The sequence below is a fragment of the Sphingopyxis sp. genome, from assembly GCF_035998965.1.
Lineage (GTDB): Bacteria > Pseudomonadota > Alphaproteobacteria > Sphingomonadales > Sphingomonadaceae > Sphingopyxis.
Genome location: NZ_DASYHE010000041.1, coordinates 25,503 through 41,887 on the forward strand (window position 1 = coordinate 25,503; position 16,385 = coordinate 41,887).

Below are 16,385 nucleotides of genomic sequence, written 5' to 3' on the forward strand. Positions count from 1 at the left end.
CTGCGCGAATCTCATCATAGCCTGACGCCAGCTTCCGATCGCCGCTGGCCGTCCACCCCCACCTATCCCGTCCCGTAAAACCGCGCCAGCCGATCCAGCGCCAGCCCCAGCACCAGCTTCCCCGACCGCGCTGGCCACCCCAGCCCCTTCTCCGCCCCGGCAATCCCCTCCCCCGCACAAATCACCCGCCAACATATGTCAGCCAGCCCTGGCCCCACCGCATCGAGCGCCGCATGAAAGCGCCGGTGCGCGTCGATCCGCGCCAGCGACGCATCCGCTGCGCGCGCACCGCCGCGGCTCTTCGCGGGCGGCGCGGCGTCCCAGCGCATCGTCACCCGCGCTGCCAAGCCCGCGCGCTCATAATCGGCGCGCAGCCGTTCGCCCGCGCCCAATTGCACCTGCGTCAGATGGCCACGCGCGGCGAGCCACGCGATCGGGCTCTCGGCGATATTCACCGTCACCTGCCGCATCGTCTGCGGGCCGCGTTTGTCGGGATCGATGCGATCATCGGGATGCAGGCAGGTGGCAAGCTGGCGTGCGGTCATGGCAATCTCCTTGATTCGAAGACAAGTCTTGACACTGGATTATTTTGTAGGAAAGAAGAAACCGATTTGGTTATTTGAAAGTTTTGCGATGATCAACAGCATCCGCGCGGTGCGCCGCGCCAAGGGACTGACGCTCGAAGAAGTCGGCGCGCGCTGCGATCCACCGACCACCGCGCAGACGATCGGCCGCCTCGAAACCGGCACCCGCAACCTGTCGCTAGGCTGGATGAACCGCATTGCCGCCGCGCTCGGGGTCGATGCCGCCGAGCTGGTGCAATTGCCGCAGGATACCCAGCTCACCATCACCGCGCATCTCGGCGCCGATGGCGCGCACGCGCCGACGCGGGTCGAACAGGCGCTCACCGCGCGCCCCGCCGAAGACATGGTCGCGGTGCGCGTCACCTCGTCGATCGGCGATTACCGCGCCGGCGATGAAATCTGGTGCCGCCGCATCGAAGGCGACTGGACGAGCGCGCTGAACCGCGACCTGCTCGTCCCGCGTCCCGCCGGGCGCTTCTTCTTCGCGCGCCTGCTCAACGTCGATGGCGAGAAACTGCACCTGCTGCCGCTCGGCACCGGCGCCCGGCAACAGGTGGTCAGCAATCCGCCATGGGCAGCGGTCGCGGTGCGCCTGATCCGCACTCTCTAGCCCAGCCGTTCGCCCTGAGCTTGTCGAAGGGCCGTCCTTTCTTTCACCGACGTCAAGGAAAAGCGGTGCTTCGACAAGCTCAGCACAAACGGATGAGAGGGCAGGCATGACCCCCTTCCGCGTCCTCAGCATCGCCACGCTGTTCCCCGACGGCGCCCGTCCCAACTTCGGGCTGTTCGTCGAAAGGAGCCTCCGCGCGCTTGCCGCGCAACCGGGTATCGACCTCACCGTCGTCGCCCCGGTCGGCCTCCCCCCCTTCCCGCTCTCGCTCCACCCGCGCTACCGCAAGCTCCGCGCCCTGCCGCGAACCGAACGCTGGAACGGTCTCACCGTCCACCGCCCGCGCTTCCCGCTGATCCCTCGCATCGGCGCCCGCCTCAACCCGGCGATGGTCGCGCGCGCAGTGCTGTCAGCCGTGCGCGGTCGGACCTTCGACGTCATCGACGCCCAATTCTTCTACCCCGACGGCCCCGCCGCGATGCGCGTCGCCGCTGCGCTTGGCCTCCCCTTCTCGGTCAAGGCGCGCGGCGCCGACATCAGCCATTTCGGCCATGACCCCGCGACCGCGCCGCAATTGCTCGCTGCCGCCGACAAGGCCGCGGGCCTGCTCGCGGTATCGGACGCGATGCGCTGCGACATGGCCGTGATCGGCATCGAACCGGCCAAGGTCACCACCCACTACACGGGCATCGACACCGCGCGCTTCCATCCCGGCGACCGCACCGCCGCCCGCGCCGCGCTCGGCATCGCCGACGCCCCGATGATCCTGACCGTCGGCGCGCTCATCCCGCGCAAGGGTCAGGCGCTGGTGATCGAGGCGCTTCCCGCGCTGCCCGGTGTCCATTATTGGCTGGCCGGCGCTGGCGAAGCCGAAGGCCGCTACCGCGCGCTGGCGCAGCGGCTCAGCGTCGAAACCCGCGTCCATGTCATGGGTCCGGTCGCCAATGCCGACCTGCCGATGCTGTATCGCGCCGCCGATATTATCGTCATGCCCTCGGTCAGCGAAGGCCTCGCCAATGCCTGGGTCGAGGCGCTCGCCTGTGGCACGCCCATCGTCATCAGCGATGCGGGCGGCGCGGCCGAGTTGGTCACGTCGCTCGTGGCGGGACGGATCGTCGAACGGACGCCCGACGCCATTGCTGCCGCGGTAGAAGCGGTTCTCGCAGACCCGCCTGCGCCATCAGACGTCGCCGCGACCCTCGCGGGCCGCTTCGACTGGGACCGCAACGGCCGCGAACTGGCCGATCATCTCCGCCGCTGCGCCGGTCATTTGGCATAAGTTGCCGCGTTTCCCCGCGAAGGCGGCGATCCATCTCCGGCCGGTTCAAAATAGCACCCAACGGAGATAGGCTCCCGCCTTCGCGGGAGCGCAGCGCTGTTTCTCTGGCGGATTGCCCGGTTAGACGACCGCGCCGTCGTCCTTGCGCTCGACCCGCTCGCCGCCGTCCATGCCTGCGCTGGTGCGCGGCACAAAGCTGTGGGGGCCGACCTTGAGCCACACCAGCACCGGCGTTGACATCAGCACCGACGAATAGCCGCCAATGAACACGCCGAACAGCATCGCGGCGGTAAAGCCGAAAATCACGTCGGGGCCAAACAGCAAAAGCACGCCCAGCGCGAGCACCATCGCTACCGTGGTCATCACGGTACGCGACAGCGTTTCGTTGATGCTAAGGTTGAGCAGCGGAACAATGTCCATCTTGCGGTATTTTTTCAGGTTTTCACGGATGCGGTCATACACCACGATCGTGTCGTTCAGCGAATAGCCGACGATCGTCAGCAACGCCGCGACGCTGTTCAGGTCGAACTGCATCTGCGTCACCGCGAACAGCCCGAACGTCAGCGACACCTCGTGGAACAAGCGGCCCAGCGCCCCGACCCCGAATTGCCATTCGAAGCGGATCCAGATGTAGATTGAAATGCCGATGATCGCGAGACCCAGGCTGATCGCGCCGGTCCGGATCAATTCGCCGGACACCTTGCCCGACACGGTTTCGACCGAGCCTGTCTTGGCGGTGGGAAACGCCTTTTCGATCCCTGCCACCAGCTGTTGCCCGGCCCGCTCTGCGGCGGCCTTGTCGCCTTCGGGCAACGCGGTACGGATCGACACCGCCTTGTCCGATCCGAACTGCTGGATCGTCGCTTCGCCCAGTCCGATCTGGCCGACCTTTTCGCGAATATCGTCGATCGGCGGCATTTCCTGCGTAAATTCGACGCGAACCGACTGGCCGCCGACGAAATCGACACCCAGGTTCAGCCCCTTGACCGCGACCAGCGCGATCGACACGACGACGAGAAAAAAGCTCATGAAGGACGCGACCTTCCGCCACCGCAGAAAGTCGATGTTGGTGTCGTCGGGGACGAGTTTGAGCAAGCGCATCTCTTCGCTCCCTTAAATGTTGATCGACGTCGGACGCGCGGTGCGTAGCCAATGGGCAACGAACATGCGGGTGACGGTGACGGCGGTGAAAACGCTGGTGACGATGCCGATGGTCAGCACCACGGCAAAGCCCTTGATCGGGCCCGAGCCGAACCAGAACATCAGCACCGCGGCGATGACGTTGGTGACATTGGCGTCGAAAATCGCGCGGCTGGCTTCGGAATAGCCGAGGTCGATCGCCTGATACACCTTGCGCCCGCGTTTCAATTCCTCGCGTATGCGCTCGTTGATCAACACGTTGGCGTCGACCGCCGCACCGATGGTCAGCACGAAGCCCGCGATCCCCGGCAGGGTCAATGTCGCGTTGAACGCCGCCATGATCGCGATGATCAGGAACACGTTAAAGAACAGCGCGATATTCGCATAGATGCCGAACCGGCCATAGACGACCATCATCAGCACCAGCACCGCGACGGTGGCGATGATCCCCGCGATCACGCCCTTGCGGATCGAATCGGCGCCGAGTTCAGGGGTAACGGTCCGTTCTTCGACGACTTCCATCTTCACCGGCAAGGCGCCCGAGCGCAGCGAGATCGCCAGCGCGTTGGCGCTCGCCACCGAAAAGCTGCCCGAAATCTGTGCGCTACCGCCCAAGATCGGTTCGTTGATCGACGGCGCCGACAGCACTTTGCCGTCGAGCACCATCGCGAACCGCTTGCCGACATTCTGCGCGGTCACCTTGGCAAAGGTGCTCGATCCGCCCGAATCGAAACTGATCGACACGACCGGCTCGTTCGACTGCGGGTCAAAACTTTGCTTGGCGTTGATCAGCTGTTCGCCGCTGATCATCACTTGTCGGCGCAGCACTTCGAACGTCGCGCCGCTGCCCTCACCCTCGGCATAGGGGACGATTTCGCTGCCCACCGGGACGCGGCCCGCAGCGGCTTCGGCGGGGTCGGCGTTGGGGTCGACCATGCGGAATTCCAGCCGCGCGGTCTTGCCGATCAGTTCCTTAAGTGCCGCGGGGTCTTGCAACCCCGGAACCTGGACAACGACACGGTCGTTGCCTTCGCGGATGATCGTCGGTTCGCGGGTACCCAGATCGTTGACGCGTTTGTCGATGATGTCGCGCGCCGAATCCATCGCGTCGGCGACCGCTTGTGTCTGACCAGCGGTGGTCGGGGTCATCACGATGCGCGTGGTATCGACGATGTCGATGTTCCAGTCGCGCTGGCCGGTCATCGCCGCGCCCTGCGTCTGGCTGAACAACCGGTCGCGCGCATCGTCGAGCTGCGCCTGGTCGCGGATCAGAAAGCTGATCCTGCCGCCCTCGGTCGTCAGTTCGCCGATCGCGATGTCATCGTCGGGTCCGCGTTCGCCGTTCATCGCGGCGCGGACGGTCTTTTCCATATTGGCGAGCTGCGTCTTGCGCAGATCGTCGATGTCGGCCTCGAGCAGCAAATGGCTGCCGCCCGCCAGATCGAGCCCCAGATTGACCTTGGCCTGCATAAATGCCGGCAGGCTGTCGCGCGTCTTTTCGGGCAGGAAGCTGGGGATGGAAAAGAGGATGCCCAGCAACAGGATGATGCTGATGCTGATGGTTTTCCAGCGCGGGAAATCGAGCATGGCGTTAAGGTCCGATAGCATGCGCGGGGCAGCATGGCGCCGCCCCCGCGGCGTCAGTCGTTGGCGGGCTTGGCGCCGGGCTGCATCACGTCGGCCAGGGTCGCCTTGACGACCTTGATCTTGACGCCCTGCGCGATTTCGACGTCGGCGAAATCATCGTCGACGCGGGTGACCTTGCCGACGATGCCGCCGCCGGTCACCACCTGATCGCGCGGCTTCACCGCGGCGATCTTCGCGCGATGCTCCTTGGCGCGCACCTGCTGCGGGCGGATCAGGAAGAACCAGAACACGACAAAGATCAGCAGATAGGGGACCAGCATCAGGAAACTGGCAGCCCCGCTGCCCGATCCGGCCGCCTGGGTCAGAAGCAATTGCGTCGACATGGATGAAAAACTTTCCGTTTGAAAACGCAGCCCGTTCCGCTGCGGAACCGGCGCGCATATAATGGCGCGGCGCCTATCACGCAGGGGCGGCGCGCGCAACCGGTCGCTGCGCCCTCCCCCTTGGCAAGCGCCGCCGAAATGGGGAGGATCGCGATCAGGTCAAGGGCACGATGCCGCCCACCCGCCGCAATCACTCCGTCGATCGACTTTGCGCAGGGAAGCCTTGCATCCCCCGACAACCCGCGCTAGTGGCCTCGCCTGCCCAACAGGGCCGGTCGGGACGTAGCGCAGCCTGGTAGCGCATCACACTGGGGGTGTGGGGGTCGGAGGTTCGAATCCTCTCGTCCCGACCAATTTTCAAACAAGAAAATCCTCGCAAGCGGCGGGTAGCGGCCGGAGCCGCCACCGGCACTTGTGGTCAATTCGCGGCTGACGAAGTCTCAGCTGGCGGCGCGCCGGCGCGCGCGGCGCGCATCGCGCCGATTTCGGCCTTGTCGATCACGCCGTCGCCGTTGGCGTCGACATGCTTGATAAACGCATCGACCTTTTCGGGCGAGGCCATTGTGGGATCGCCCTGACGCTGCGCGCGCATTTCGGCCATTTTGGTGATCTCAGCCTTGTCGAGCTTCCCATCGCCATTGGTGTCGAGCATCGCAAACAGGCGGCCGTCGTCGGGTCTGGGCTGCGCGGTGGCCAGCGCCGGGATGGCCAGGGCGATCGCCGCGGCCGTCATCGTCAATTTCTGCATATTCAATCCTTTTGGTCATGGTCGGCGACGTCGCCGGGATGTCCCGTCGCCGACATGACAGCTTGGACGTCGCAAAACTATGGCAAGCCGTTTCGGTTCGTCACGGTTTCAGCACAACCTTGCCGACCACCTCGCGCCGCTCCAGCATCGCAAAGGCGGTGCGCCAGTCGGCGAGGTCCAGCGCGGCATGGACGTGCGGGCGGATCGTCCCCGCCGCCGCCAGCGCGTCGATCGCCGCAACATTTTCCGCCCCGCGATCCGGAAAGCGGCGACCATATTCGCCCGCGCGCACCCCCACGACCGAAAATCCCTTGATCAACGGCATGTTCACCGAGACTTCCGGAATGCGCCCCGACGCAAAGCCGATCACCAGCAAGCGCCCGCCAAATGCGATGCAGCGCGTCGATTCGTCGAATATATCGCCGCCAACCGGATCGAAGATGACATCTGCCCCCGCCCCGCCGGTCAACGCCTTCACCCGCTCGCGAAACCCCGGCCCGCCATCGATCACCGCGTCGGGTGCATAAAGCTGCGTAATCGCCTCACGCTTGGCGGCGCTGCTCGCCGCCGCGATCACCCGCGCGCCGAGCGCTTTGCCTAGATCAACCGCCGCCAGCCCGACGCCCCCCGCCGCGCCATGCACCAGCAGCCACTCGCCCGCCTCAATTCGCACGCAGCGGACCAGAGCCACATAAGCGGTCAGATACGCGACCGGATAGGCCGCTGCTTCCTCCCATGTCAGCCGCTCGGGTTTGGGGCGCAGCGCCGCCGCGGGCGCGACGCATAGTTCGGCCATCGCTCCAAACCGGTTGCCGCCGACCACCGCGTCGCCAAGCTGCCAATCGCCGACCCCCTCGCCCAGCGCATCGACTTCGCCGGCAAACTCCAGCCCCGACACGAACGGCAGGTCGGGTTTCAACTGATATGCACCGCGCGTCATCAACAGGTCCGGGAAATTCACCGCCGCCGCGCGGACGCGCACCCGCACCTCGCCCGGTCCCGGCTGCGGCACCGGAATATCCGACACCCCGGCCCCGGCATGATCGGACAGCAATTCGCGCACCTGCAATGCCCGCATGAAGAAAAGCCTTTCCTACAATGTTCCAATATGGTTCGTTCTGTCAGCATATCAAACCACAGGAGCGAATCATGCCAAAATCCGACCCCCGGCCTCTCGACCCCGACGCGTTGATCGATGCCGTCATCGACCGCGAAGGGCGATATGTAAACCATCCCGCCGACCGCGGCGGCCCGACCTGCTGGGGCATTACCGAGGCGGTGGCGCGCGCGCAGGGGTATGACGGCGCGATGCGCGACTTGCCACGCGCAACCGCTGCGGCCATTTATCGCCGCATCTATTGGCTGCGTCCCGGCTTCGACCGGGTGGCACTCCGCGCGCCCCAGATCGCCGCCGAATTGTTCGACACCGGCGTCAACATGGGCACCGCCGTCGCAGTCGGCTTCCTGCAGCGCGCGCTCAACGCGCTCAACCGCGCCGCGCGCGACTATCCCGACATCGCGGTCGATCGCGAGATCGGGCCGCGCACCTTGTCGGCGCTCGACGCCTTTTTGCGCGCCCGCGGCGCCGGCGGCGAGACCGTGCTGCTGCGCGCGATGGAGGCGCTGCAGGGCGAGCGCTACATCGCGCTCGCCGAACGCCGCCCCAGCCAGGAAGCCTTTCTCTACGGCTGGCTGGCGAACCGGATCGGCCTGCTTTGACGCTGCGCAACGCGCCGTTGGGCTGAACTTCCCTGAACTTTGAACATATAGGAGCATCGAAATGAGCATTATCGAAGGCCTGATCGGCCCGATCGCCAAGCTGATCGACAAGATTATTCCTGACCCCGAAGCACGCGACCGCGCCAAGCTGGAACTGCTCAAGCTGGAAGGCAGCCAGGAAATGGAAGCGATCCGCACCCGCATGACCGCGATCGTCGCCGAGGCGAACAGCGCCGACCCGTGGACCAGCCGCGCGCGGCCGAGCTTCCTCTATGTCATGTATGCGCTGCTGCTGTGGGCCATCCCGATGGGCCTGATCGCCGCGGCGCGGCCCGACATGGCGAAGGGCATCGCAGAAGGGATGAACGCCTATCTCGCGGGCATTCCAGAGCCGCTCTACGCGCTCTTTGGTACGGGATATCTGGGGTACACCGCCGCGAGGGCGTGGGGGAAAGCGAAGGGAGTCGAAGCCTGATGAGAGCAGACCTACCTTAAATTCCGTTCGTGTCGAGCGAAGTCGAGACACCTATCGAGGTAGCACCCCACCGAGGGACATCTCGACTTCGCTCGATGCGAGCGGGATTTGAGATGGCTTTATCCCTCCATCACCGCCGCCGAGGATGCGCGGTTTTTCACGAGTTCACGCGGAGGCGCAGAGGCGCGGAGAAGAAAATGTTCGCGCAAAGACGCAGAGCACGCAGAGAAAAGAAAAAGGCGGCAAAGCCGCCCATCTCTTCTTCCTCCGCGTCTCCGCGTCTCCGCGCGTGAACAAATCCTCTGCGACCTCTGTGATCTCCGCGCGAATCCAAACAAGGATCCGCGCTACCCCTCCACCACCGCCGCCAAATTCGACAGCGATGAATTCAAACCCGCCATATGGTCCTTCGCCGAAATCCCCGGCGGCACATGATGCGCATCGATCGTCACCAGCGTCCCGCCGCCCTGCCGCGACAAATACCAGTGCATCGCCATCGTCCCCGAAAAGCGCGGGTCGTCGGACACGAACTCGACCTCCCACACGATCAGGCGACCGTCGTCGAGCGTCGGAATATAGACCTCGACGATATCGCTATCATCGTCGCTCTTGGTCTCGACATCGGCATCGTCGAAGGTCAGCCGCATCAGAAAGCCGCCGCCGGGCCGCAGGTCGACATGCTCAAATTCGCCCGTCGCCCCTTCTGGCGGCAACCAACGCGCGAGCTTCGCCTCGCTGGTGAAGGCCGAAAAGACATCGACCAGCGGCGCCGCGATCAGCCGTTCGGCATGATCGGTGCGCCGCGTCTTCTTGGTCGGTTTCAAGCGAGCGCGGCTTTGACCGCGGCCACCGCCGCATCCGCCGCGCCGCCGTCGGGACCGCCGCCTTGCGCCATGTCCGGCCGCCCGCCGCCGCCCTGTCCGCCGAGCGCCGCAACCGCGAGCTTGACGAGATCGACGGCATTATGGGCCACACCCTCGGTCACCCCGACCGCGACCGAAGCGCGTCCGTCGTTGACCGCAACGAGCATCGCGACACCGCTGCCGACCTGCTTCTTCAGCCCGTCGACGGTGCCGCGCAGTTCCTTGGGATCAAGCCCGTCGACGACCTGCGCGACAAACGCTGTGTCACCAACCTGTTCGACAGCAGGCCCAGTCGCGCCGCCACCGCCGCCCATCGCGAGCGCCTTCTTTGCATCAGCGAGCTCGCGCTCGGCCTTCTTCAGCGCCTCGGCCAGCTGCGCAACCCGCGCAGGAACCTCGTCGGGCGAGGTCTTGAGCGCCGCCGCCGCCGCCTTCAGTGCCTCGTCGCGCCCGTTCAACCATGTTCGCGCGGCTTCGCCGGTCAGCGCTTCGATACGCCGCACACCCGACGACACCGCCGACTCGCTGATGATCTTGAGCAACGCAATGTCGCCGAGCGCCCGCACATGCGTCCCGCCGCACAGTTCGACCGAATAATGATTTTCGGTCGCCTTGCCCATGCTCAGCACGCGCACCTCGTCGCCATATTTCTCGCCGAACAGCGCCAGCGCGCCCGCCGCGACGGCATCGTCGGGGGTCATCAGCCGTGTCGTCACCGCCTCGTTACCGCGGATCTGCGCATTCACATCCGCCTCGACGTCGGCGATCTCTTCCGCCGTCAGTGCCTTGGGATGCGAGAAGTCGAAGCGGAAGCGATCCTCGGCGACCAGGCTGCCCTTCTGCGTCACATGCCCGCCCAGCCGATTGCGGAGCGCCGCATGCAGCAGATGCGTCGCGCTGTGATTGGCGCGGATGCGGTCGCGGCGTTCGGCATCGACGGTCAGTTGCACCGTATCGCCGACCTTCAGCGTCCCAGCCTCGAGCTTCGCCTGATGCGCGTGCAGCCGTCCCAGCGGCTTGCCGGTGTCGCTGACCGACGCCTTTGCACCGCCCAGCGTCGCGATCGTGCCGCTGTCACCCATCTGGCCGCCGCTTTCGCCGTAAAAGGGCGTCTGGTTGGTCAGCACGACCAGCTCGTCGCCCGCCTGCGCGACATCGACCTGAACGCCATCCTTGACCAGCGCGATCACCTGACCCTCGCCCACCGTTGCGCCATATCCCGTGAACTCGGTGCTGCCGTTCGTTTCGGCCAGGTCGAACCAGATTTCCTCCGACGCCTTTTGCCCGCTGCCCTTCCACGCCGCGCGCGCCGCCGCCTTCTGCTGCGCCATCGCCGCATCGAAACCCGCACGATCGACCGCAATGTCCTGCGTGCGCAGCGCATCTTCGGTCAGGTCATAGGGGAAGCCATAGGTGTCGTAGAGCTTGAACGCGACCTCGCCGGGCAAGGTCGCCCCCGCGCCCATCCCGACCGTCGCTTCGTCGAGCAGCTTCAGCCCCTTGTCGAGCGTCTGGCGGAACTTGGTTTCCTCGCGCTCCAATGTCTCGGCGACCAGCGGCTGCGCGCGGATCAACTCGGGATAGGCAGCGCCCATCTCGGCGGTCAGCGACGGCAGCAGCCGATACATCAGCGGATCCTTGGCACCCAGCAGATGCGCGTGACGCATCGCGCGGCGCATGATCCGGCGCAGCACATAACCGCGGCCCTCGTTCGACGGCAGCACCCCGTCGGCGACGAGGAAGCTCGAGGCGCGCAAATGGTCCGCGATCACCCGGTGGCTCGCCTGCGTCGCGCCCTCGGCGGGAACGCTCGTCAGGTCGACCGACGCCGCGATCAGCGCCTTGAACGTGTCGGTGTCATAATTGTCGTGGACGCCCTGCAACACCGCCGCGACGCGCTCCAGCCCCATGCCGGTGTCGATACTCGGCCGCGGCAGGTCAACACGATCGCCGGGGCCGCGCTGGTCATACTGCATGAACACCAGGTTCCAGATTTCGACGAAGCGGTCGCCGTCCTCTTCGGGCGATCCCGGCGGGCCGCCCCAGATATGGTCGCCATGGTCGTAAAAGATTTCGCTGCACGGCCCGCACGGGCCGGTGTCGCCCATCGACCAGAAATTGTCGTTGGTCGCGATGCGGATGATCCGCTCTTCGGGCAGTCCGGCGATCTTTTTCCACAGGTCGAACGCTTCGTCGTCGGTGTGATAGACGGTGACCGTCAACCGCTCGGGCGCCAGCCCCCAGGTCTTGGTGATCAGCGTCCACGCATGGAGGATCGCCTGTTCCTTGAAATAGTCGCCGAACGAGAAATTGCCCAGCATTTCAAAGAAGGTATGATGCCGCGCGGTGAAGCCGACATTGTCGAGGTCGTTATGCTTGCCGCCAGCACGGACGCATTTCTGCGCCGACACCGCGGTGCTGTACGGCCGCTTTTCCAGCCCGGTGAAGACATTCTTGAACGGCACCATCCCCGCGTTGACGAACATCAACGTCGGGTCGTTGTACGGCACCAGCGGCGCCGACGGCTCGATATGGTGCCCGGTGCCCCCGAAATAGTCGAGGAACGAGCGGCGAATGTCGTTGGTCGATGTCATGCGCGCGAATTAGGGACTTTGCCGTCATGCGACAAGCCGCTTCGTGTCGATGACCGTCATCGGCCCAATCAGTCAAAAGGCGGTGGCGATTCCCTTGCCCAGATAACAGGGCAGCTGGCGCAGAACGTCGGCCTTGGGCACGCCATCCTCGATCAGCTCGGGCGGCACCTCCGACGTATCGGTGCGCACGACGGTCCATTCGGCACCCGGCGCAGTGCGGTGGACCGCGACATAGCCGCAATCCATCGTGCCGTCCTGGCGATCGCCGCGGAAATCGAACGCGGCGTACAGCCCCGGCGGCTGCCCTGCAGGGTCGGCATACCAACTGACGCGCAGCACGCGGAGCGTGCCGTCGGCCCACAGGGTCGGGCGCTTGCGCAGGTTCATTTCCCATTCCAGCCGCGGGTTGGCCGCCTGGAACGACAGCCGCAGCATCGTATAGGCGCTGGCATAATCGCGCTTCGCCAGCGCCATCGTATAGGCGGCAAAACGCCCCATAGCGGCGCTTTCGTCGGCCTCCGCGACGGTAAATTCCTCGCCGTCGGCGGCGGTCGCGATCCGCTCAACCTCGGGACCGAGCGGCGGCACCTGCGCCGCCGCTGCGCTGGCAATCAGCCCCAGCGCGGCGAGCGGCAACCAGCGCCACCGGTCAATAGCCATAATAGGCGCCGCCCTTTTCGCGCGCGCGCTGCCAGGCCGGGCGCGCATGGCACGCGTTCACAAAGGCGGCGAGCTTGGGATAGCGCGGCGCCATCCCCTGCATGATCGCGATTTCGGCGGGGAAGCTGAGCATGATGTCCGCCGCCGACAGGCTGTCGCCGATGAAATGGCCGTTGTCGCCGACGCGGCTCTCCATATAGGCGAAATGCGCGTCGAGCTGCTGGTTGATCCGCGGTTCGAGCGGCGCCGCCGCCTCGCCCAGCCGCGACGTATAGATGCGCAGCAGGATCGGGGTCATCGCCGATCCTTCGGCAAAATGCAGCCATTCGAGGTGGCTGATATGGTCGTCGGTGCCGCGCTCGGGAACCAGATGGCCGCCGCCATGCCGCTCGCACAGATATTCGGTGATCGCCCCCGACTCGATGATGACGCGGTCACCATCCGAAATCACCGGCGACTTGCCGAGCGGATGGACCGCGATCAGTTCGGGCGGCGCCAGGTTGGTCGTCGCATCGCGGTCATAAAATTTGATCTCATACGGCGCGCCGATTTCCTCGAGCAGCCACAGGATGCGCTGCGAGCGGCTGTTGTTCAGATGGTGGACGATCAGGGTCATTTCATTCTCCTCAGGGGGTCAGGTCTTGTAAATGCCGTTGCGGTCGATCAGCGCGGCCAGCTCGCGGACCAGCTTGGCGCCAAGGATCGCGGTGACATCGCCGATGTCGCGGCCGGGATGATGCTCGACGATGTCGGCGCCGACGATCGGCGCGGTCTGTTTGTGCAGCACCGCCAGCACTTCGCGCACCGTCAGTCCCCCCGGCTCGGGATGCGCGACGCCGGGCGCCGCCGCCGGATCGATGCCGTCGAGGTCGATCGAGATATAGAGTGGGCCGTCGAGGACAGGGACACGATCGGGGGTGAAATCGGCCATCTGAATGACCTCGACCCCGAAGCGCGCCGCCTGTTCGCGGCAATGACCGTTGAGCGTCCGGATGCCGACCTGCACCAACCGTGCCGCGTGACCCGCCTCGCAGATGCGCGCGAAGGGCGAGGCATGACTGCGCGGGTTGCCCGCGAAATCATCGTAGAGATCGGGGTGCGCGTCGAAATGGAGGATATTCACCGGCCCGAAACAGGTCGCCGCGGCCGCGACGAGCGGAAAGGTCACCGCATGATCGCCCCCCAGCGCCAGCGGCACCTCGCCATCCTCTTGCAGCATCACGACATGCCGCCGGATCGCGGCATCGTCCTGCGCGGTGTTTTCGGTCAGCGACAGATCGCCGTCGTCGGTGAATGCGACGTCGGCTCCGATCTCCGGCCCTAATTCGCTAGCCATATTGCCGCGATCGCTGAACAGCGCTGCGCGGATCGCCGCAGGCCCGGCAGCCGCGCCGCGCTCGAAGCTGCTGTTGATATCGGTGGGCAGGCCAAAGAGGCGGATCGCAGGCATGGCTCGCTTGTAGCTGTTGGCGAGGCTCGCGCAAGGCGCGGTGCGGACGATTGCGTTGGACAGATGACGCCCGGTGCCAATGTGAATGGACCCCGGGCAACCACCGCCCCATCCTTTCCACCCCCGCTCGCATCGAACGAAGTCGAGATGCCGCGCGAGACCGGGCATGGCCGATGGGTGTCTCGACTTCGCGCGACACGAACGGAAATGAAAAGGCATCCGCTTCCGACCAAAATCGGCCATTACGCGTCTGCTTAGAGGTTTCCATAAGCCGCCGTTTCGAGCCGGTCGATTAGCTTGAAGCCAACATACTCGTTTCGCCGATAAGCTCGGCGCATCTCACCGCTGTGGTTCGATCGATAATATACGTCCCAATAACTCGCCACCCGGCGCTTGGTCTTATTCCAGTAGGCTTCATTCTGGACGACGAAAGCGGCAAGCGTCCGCTCATTTTCCGATGTCAGGGATGAGGCAATGTCGTCTAAAATCTCGACAATGTATTCGCTGATCAGTGCAACGATAAAGGGAGCAGCCCAAGGCTGTATTTCAGTTAGTAGATCGCGGGCAGCGCGTTGACGCTCAAACCCATCGCCGCTTCGAGATTGCAAGGCACGGACGAACTGCCAAGCCCCATCGTTCTTAGCAAGAGCGGGCGCTTGGGACGTAAAGCGAAGTCGTGTCGGTATCAGAACCCTTTCGCCTTCAACTTGGACTGTAAATCGGTCCGTCCACTGTTGTCGTGAAGCGAGCAAGCAAGACATGGCCTCTCCCGCTCTTATTGCGGCAACGCCATAATTCGACGGAAATGATTCCGCTAGCATCGACCCACTTAGCTCAGTCAGCAACTTTACGTCGTTCATGCCGCTAGACTAAACTGCTGAAGACCGTCCGCAATGGAATCTTTTGCCCGAAAACCAGCCGGTCCGCTTGCCACCCCCAAAGCCGCCGTCTCCAGCAACACCAAAAAAGCCGCCACAGCCCAAAAGGTCAACGGCCGGCGGGTCCACCTGCGGGGAGAGGGGAGTGCAGGTGCAAGGGGCTGGAGACCCGCCGCCGTTTCCCCGTCGGCCCGCCCATGCGAACCGACCGGATCGGGATCAGTTGATGTCGTCGCCCTCGTCGTCGGGGCCGGCCATCATTTCTTCGGCCACCGCGTCGGTGCGGCTGCGGATGGCGGCTTCGAGCCGGTCCATCAGTTCGGGGTTTTCCTTGAGGAAGGTCTTGGCATTTTCGCGGCCCTGCCCGATGCGGATCGAGTCATAGCTGAACCAGGCGCCCGACTTTTCGACGATCCCGGCCTTGACCCCCAGATCGAGAATCTCGCCGATCTTGGAAATGCCCTGCCCGTACATGATGTCGAATTCGACCTGCTTGAACGGCGGCGCGACCTTGTTCTTCACGACCTTGACCTTGGTCGTGTTGCCGACGATTTCGTCGCCATTCTTGATCTGCCCGGTACGGCGGATGTCAAGGCGAACCGAGGCGTAGAATTTCAGCGCGTTGCCGCCGGTCGTGGTCTCGGGATTGCCGTACATCACGCCGATTTTCATCCGCAGCTGGTTGATGAAGATCACCATGCAGCGCGAGCGGCTGATCGAACCGGTCAGCTTGCGCAGCGACTGCGACATCAAACGGGCTTGCAGGCCGACATGGCTGTCGCCCATCTCGCCCTCGATTTCGGCGCGCGGAACAAGCGCCGCGACCGAGTCGACGACGAGCACATCGATCGCATTCGAGCGCACCAGCGTATCGACGATTTCCAGCGCCTGCTCGCCGGTGTCGGGCTGCGACACGATCAGTTCGTCGATGTTGACGCCGAGCTTGCGCGCATAGACCGGGTCGAGCGCATGTTCGGCATCGACGAAGGCAACGGTGCCGCCGCCCTTTTGCGCTTCGGCCAGGCAGTGCAGCGCGAGCGTGGTCTTGCCCGAGCTTTCGGGGCCATAGATTTCGATGACGCGGCCGCGCGGGAGGCCGCCGACGCCGAGCGCGATGTCGAGGCCGAGCGAACCGGTCGAGATCGCCTCGACCTGCATCGCTTCCTTCGAGCCCAATTTCATTACCGAGCCCTTGCCAAAGGCGCGATCGATCTGCGCGAGCGCGGCGTCGAGCGCCTTCTGCCTGTCCGTGTTGTTCACTGATTTCCCCGATTCGACGAGTGACAATTGTCCGGCCATTACCGTACCCTTCCAGCTCTAGAGCGACGACAGAAGCATCGCAACGCCGAACCTATGTACGGCATTTGTTCTCAAAGAACAAGAGTGGAACAAAAATATCTCTTCCCGGTCGCCGA

17 protein-coding genes and 1 tRNA gene are annotated in these 16,385 nt (G+C 64.7%); 5 read left to right on the forward strand and 13 right to left on the reverse strand.

The annotated features are described in order from the left end of the window. Window positions 1-62 precede the first annotated feature (62 nt). Entirely contained in the window at window positions 63-545 is a 483-nt protein-coding gene (locus VGN68_RS06825; protein WP_327475094.1) for a DUF6456 domain-containing protein, read from the reverse strand. Window positions 546-633: 88 nt separating this feature from the next. Here VGN68_RS06825 and VGN68_RS06830 point away from each other — a divergent pair, with 88 nt between their 5' ends. Further along, window positions 634-1,194 carry a helix-turn-helix transcriptional regulator gene (locus tag VGN68_RS06830; RefSeq protein WP_327475096.1) on the forward strand — a complete coding sequence of 187 codons (561 nt, stop codon included), beginning with the start codon at window positions 634-636 and terminating at the stop codon, window positions 1,192-1,194. Window positions 1,195-1,300: 106 nt separating this feature from the next. Beyond that, window positions 1,301-2,473 (forward strand): glycosyltransferase, encoded by a 1,173-nt coding sequence (locus VGN68_RS06835; protein ID WP_327475098.1) that lies wholly within the window; start codon window positions 1,301-1,303, stop codon window positions 2,471-2,473. 120 nt (window positions 2,474-2,593) lie between these two features. Here VGN68_RS06835 and secF read toward each other — a convergent pair whose 3' ends face one another. From secF to yajC, 3 genes are read right to left on the reverse strand one after another with little or no spacing between them, the layout of a single operon-like run. Continuing rightward, on the reverse strand, window positions 2,594-3,574 hold the full coding sequence (secF, locus tag VGN68_RS06840) for a protein translocase subunit SecF (protein WP_327475100.1): 981 nt from the start codon (window positions 3,572-3,574) through the stop codon (window positions 2,594-2,596). Window positions 3,575-3,586: 12 nt separating this feature from the next. Next, entirely contained in the window at window positions 3,587-5,200 is a 1,614-nt protein-coding gene (gene secD / locus VGN68_RS06845; protein WP_327475281.1) for a protein translocase subunit SecD, read from the reverse strand. 53 nt (window positions 5,201-5,253) lie between these two features. Further along, a complete protein-coding gene (gene yajC / locus VGN68_RS06850; RefSeq protein WP_327475102.1) occupies window positions 5,254-5,583 on the reverse strand; it encodes a preprotein translocase subunit YajC in 330 nt (109 codons plus the stop codon). Window positions 5,584-5,859: 276 nt separating this feature from the next. Between yajC and VGN68_RS06855 the strand changes: the two genes are divergently transcribed. Beyond that, window positions 5,860-5,936 (forward strand) — tRNA-Pro (locus tag VGN68_RS06855). Between the two features lie 65 nt (window positions 5,937-6,001). Here VGN68_RS06855 and VGN68_RS06860 read toward each other — a convergent pair. Together VGN68_RS06860 and VGN68_RS06865 are read right to left on the reverse strand one after the other, a co-directional pair. Then, a complete protein-coding gene (locus VGN68_RS06860; RefSeq protein WP_327475104.1) occupies window positions 6,002-6,331 on the reverse strand; it encodes an EF-hand domain-containing protein in 330 nt (109 codons plus the stop codon). A gap of 100 nt (window positions 6,332-6,431) precedes the next feature. After that, window positions 6,432-7,409, reverse strand: a complete 978-nt coding sequence (locus tag VGN68_RS06865) for an NADPH:quinone oxidoreductase family protein (RefSeq protein WP_327475106.1) — start codon at window positions 7,407-7,409, stop codon at window positions 6,432-6,434. A gap of 71 nt (window positions 7,410-7,480) precedes the next feature. On the opposite strand from VGN68_RS06865, the gene VGN68_RS06870 reads away from it, so the two are divergent. Together VGN68_RS06870 and VGN68_RS06875 are read left to right on the forward strand one after the other, a co-directional pair. Beyond that, a complete protein-coding gene (locus VGN68_RS06870) occupies window positions 7,481-8,050 on the forward strand; it encodes a glycoside hydrolase family 108 protein (protein WP_327475108.1) in 570 nt (189 codons plus the stop codon). Between the two features lie 61 nt (window positions 8,051-8,111). Further along, the gene (locus VGN68_RS06875; protein WP_327475110.1) at window positions 8,112-8,525 is read left to right on the forward strand and encodes a holin family protein; all 414 of its coding nucleotides are present in this window, start codon (window positions 8,112-8,114) and stop codon (window positions 8,523-8,525) included. Window positions 8,526-8,872: 347 nt separating this feature from the next. Here VGN68_RS06875 and VGN68_RS06880 read toward each other — a convergent pair whose 3' ends face one another. The 7 genes from VGN68_RS06880 to recA form a co-directional block, all read right to left on the reverse strand. Next, a complete protein-coding gene (locus VGN68_RS06880) occupies window positions 8,873-9,349 on the reverse strand; it encodes an SRPBCC family protein (RefSeq protein WP_327475112.1) in 477 nt (158 codons plus the stop codon). Next, a complete protein-coding gene (alaS, locus tag VGN68_RS06885) occupies window positions 9,346-11,982 on the reverse strand; it encodes an alanine--tRNA ligase (RefSeq protein WP_327475114.1) in 2,637 nt (878 codons plus the stop codon). Before alaS ends, VGN68_RS06880 begins: the two co-directional genes overlap by 4 nt. A gap of 72 nt (window positions 11,983-12,054) precedes the next feature. Further along, the gene (locus VGN68_RS06890; RefSeq protein ID WP_327475116.1) at window positions 12,055-12,642 is read right to left on the reverse strand and encodes a hypothetical protein; all 588 of its coding nucleotides are present in this window, start codon (window positions 12,640-12,642) and stop codon (window positions 12,055-12,057) included. Continuing rightward, the gene (locus VGN68_RS06895; RefSeq protein WP_327475118.1) at window positions 12,632-13,258 is read right to left on the reverse strand and encodes a glutathione S-transferase family protein; all 627 of its coding nucleotides are present in this window, start codon (window positions 13,256-13,258) and stop codon (window positions 12,632-12,634) included. The genes VGN68_RS06890 and VGN68_RS06895 overlap by 11 nt, the downstream gene beginning before the upstream one ends. A gap of 18 nt (window positions 13,259-13,276) precedes the next feature. After that, window positions 13,277-14,092: an agmatinase gene (speB, locus tag VGN68_RS06900; RefSeq protein WP_327475120.1), complete on the reverse strand. Its 816-nt coding sequence runs from the start codon at window positions 14,090-14,092 to the stop codon at window positions 13,277-13,279. A gap of 254 nt (window positions 14,093-14,346) precedes the next feature. Continuing rightward, window positions 14,347-14,952, reverse strand: coding sequence for a hypothetical protein (locus tag VGN68_RS06905; protein ID WP_327475122.1), 606 nt, complete (start codon window positions 14,950-14,952; stop codon window positions 14,347-14,349). 237 nt (window positions 14,953-15,189) lie between these two features. Beyond that, complete coding sequence (gene recA / locus VGN68_RS06910; RefSeq protein ID WP_327475124.1) at window positions 15,190-16,269, reverse strand: recombinase RecA; 1,080 nt, start codon at window positions 16,267-16,269, stop codon at window positions 15,190-15,192. Window positions 16,270-16,385 lie beyond the last annotated feature (116 nt).

What these genes read in the sequence shown, in the direction of transcription:
- VGN68_RS06825 (WP_327475094.1), bottom strand. Translation starts at nt 545, where the DNA reads ATGACCGCACGCCAGCTTGCCACCTGCCTGCATCCCGATGATCGCATC.
- VGN68_RS06830 (WP_327475096.1), top strand. Translation starts at nt 634, where the DNA reads ATGATCAACAGCATCCGCGCGGTGCGCCGCGCCAAGGGACTGACGCTC.
- VGN68_RS06835 (WP_327475098.1), top strand. Translation starts at nt 1,301, where the DNA reads ATGACCCCCTTCCGCGTCCTCAGCATCGCCACGCTGTTCCCCGACGGC.
- secF (WP_327475100.1), bottom strand. Translation starts at nt 3,574, where the DNA reads ATGCGCTTGCTCAAACTCGTCCCCGACGACACCAACATCGACTTTCTG.
- secD (WP_327475281.1), bottom strand. Translation starts at nt 5,200, where the DNA reads ATGCTCGATTTCCCGCGCTGGAAAACCATCAGCATCAGCATCATCCTG.
- yajC (WP_327475102.1), bottom strand. Translation starts at nt 5,583, where the DNA reads ATGTCGACGCAATTGCTTCTGACCCAGGCGGCCGGATCGGGCAGCGGG.
- VGN68_RS06860 (WP_327475104.1), bottom strand. Translation starts at nt 6,331, where the DNA reads ATGCAGAAATTGACGATGACGGCCGCGGCGATCGCCCTGGCCATCCCG.
- VGN68_RS06865 (WP_327475106.1), bottom strand. Translation starts at nt 7,409, where the DNA reads ATGCGGGCATTGCAGGTGCGCGAATTGCTGTCCGATCATGCCGGGGCC.
- VGN68_RS06870 (WP_327475108.1), top strand. Translation starts at nt 7,481, where the DNA reads ATGCCAAAATCCGACCCCCGGCCTCTCGACCCCGACGCGTTGATCGAT.
- VGN68_RS06875 (WP_327475110.1), top strand. Translation starts at nt 8,112, where the DNA reads ATGAGCATTATCGAAGGCCTGATCGGCCCGATCGCCAAGCTGATCGAC.
- alaS (WP_327475114.1), bottom strand. Translation starts at nt 11,982, where the DNA reads ATGACATCGACCAACGACATTCGCCGCTCGTTCCTCGACTATTTCGGG.
- VGN68_RS06890 (WP_327475116.1), bottom strand. Translation starts at nt 12,642, where the DNA reads ATGGCTATTGACCGGTGGCGCTGGTTGCCGCTCGCCGCGCTGGGGCTG.
- VGN68_RS06895 (WP_327475118.1), bottom strand. Translation starts at nt 13,258, where the DNA reads ATGACCCTGATCGTCCACCATCTGAACAACAGCCGCTCGCAGCGCATC.
- speB (WP_327475120.1), bottom strand. Translation starts at nt 14,092, where the DNA reads ATGCCTGCGATCCGCCTCTTTGGCCTGCCCACCGATATCAACAGCAGC.
- VGN68_RS06905 (WP_327475122.1), bottom strand. Translation starts at nt 14,952, where the DNA reads ATGAACGACGTAAAGTTGCTGACTGAGCTAAGTGGGTCGATGCTAGCG.
- recA (WP_327475124.1), bottom strand. Translation starts at nt 16,269, where the DNA reads ATGGCCGGACAATTGTCACTCGTCGAATCGGGGAAATCAGTGAACAAC.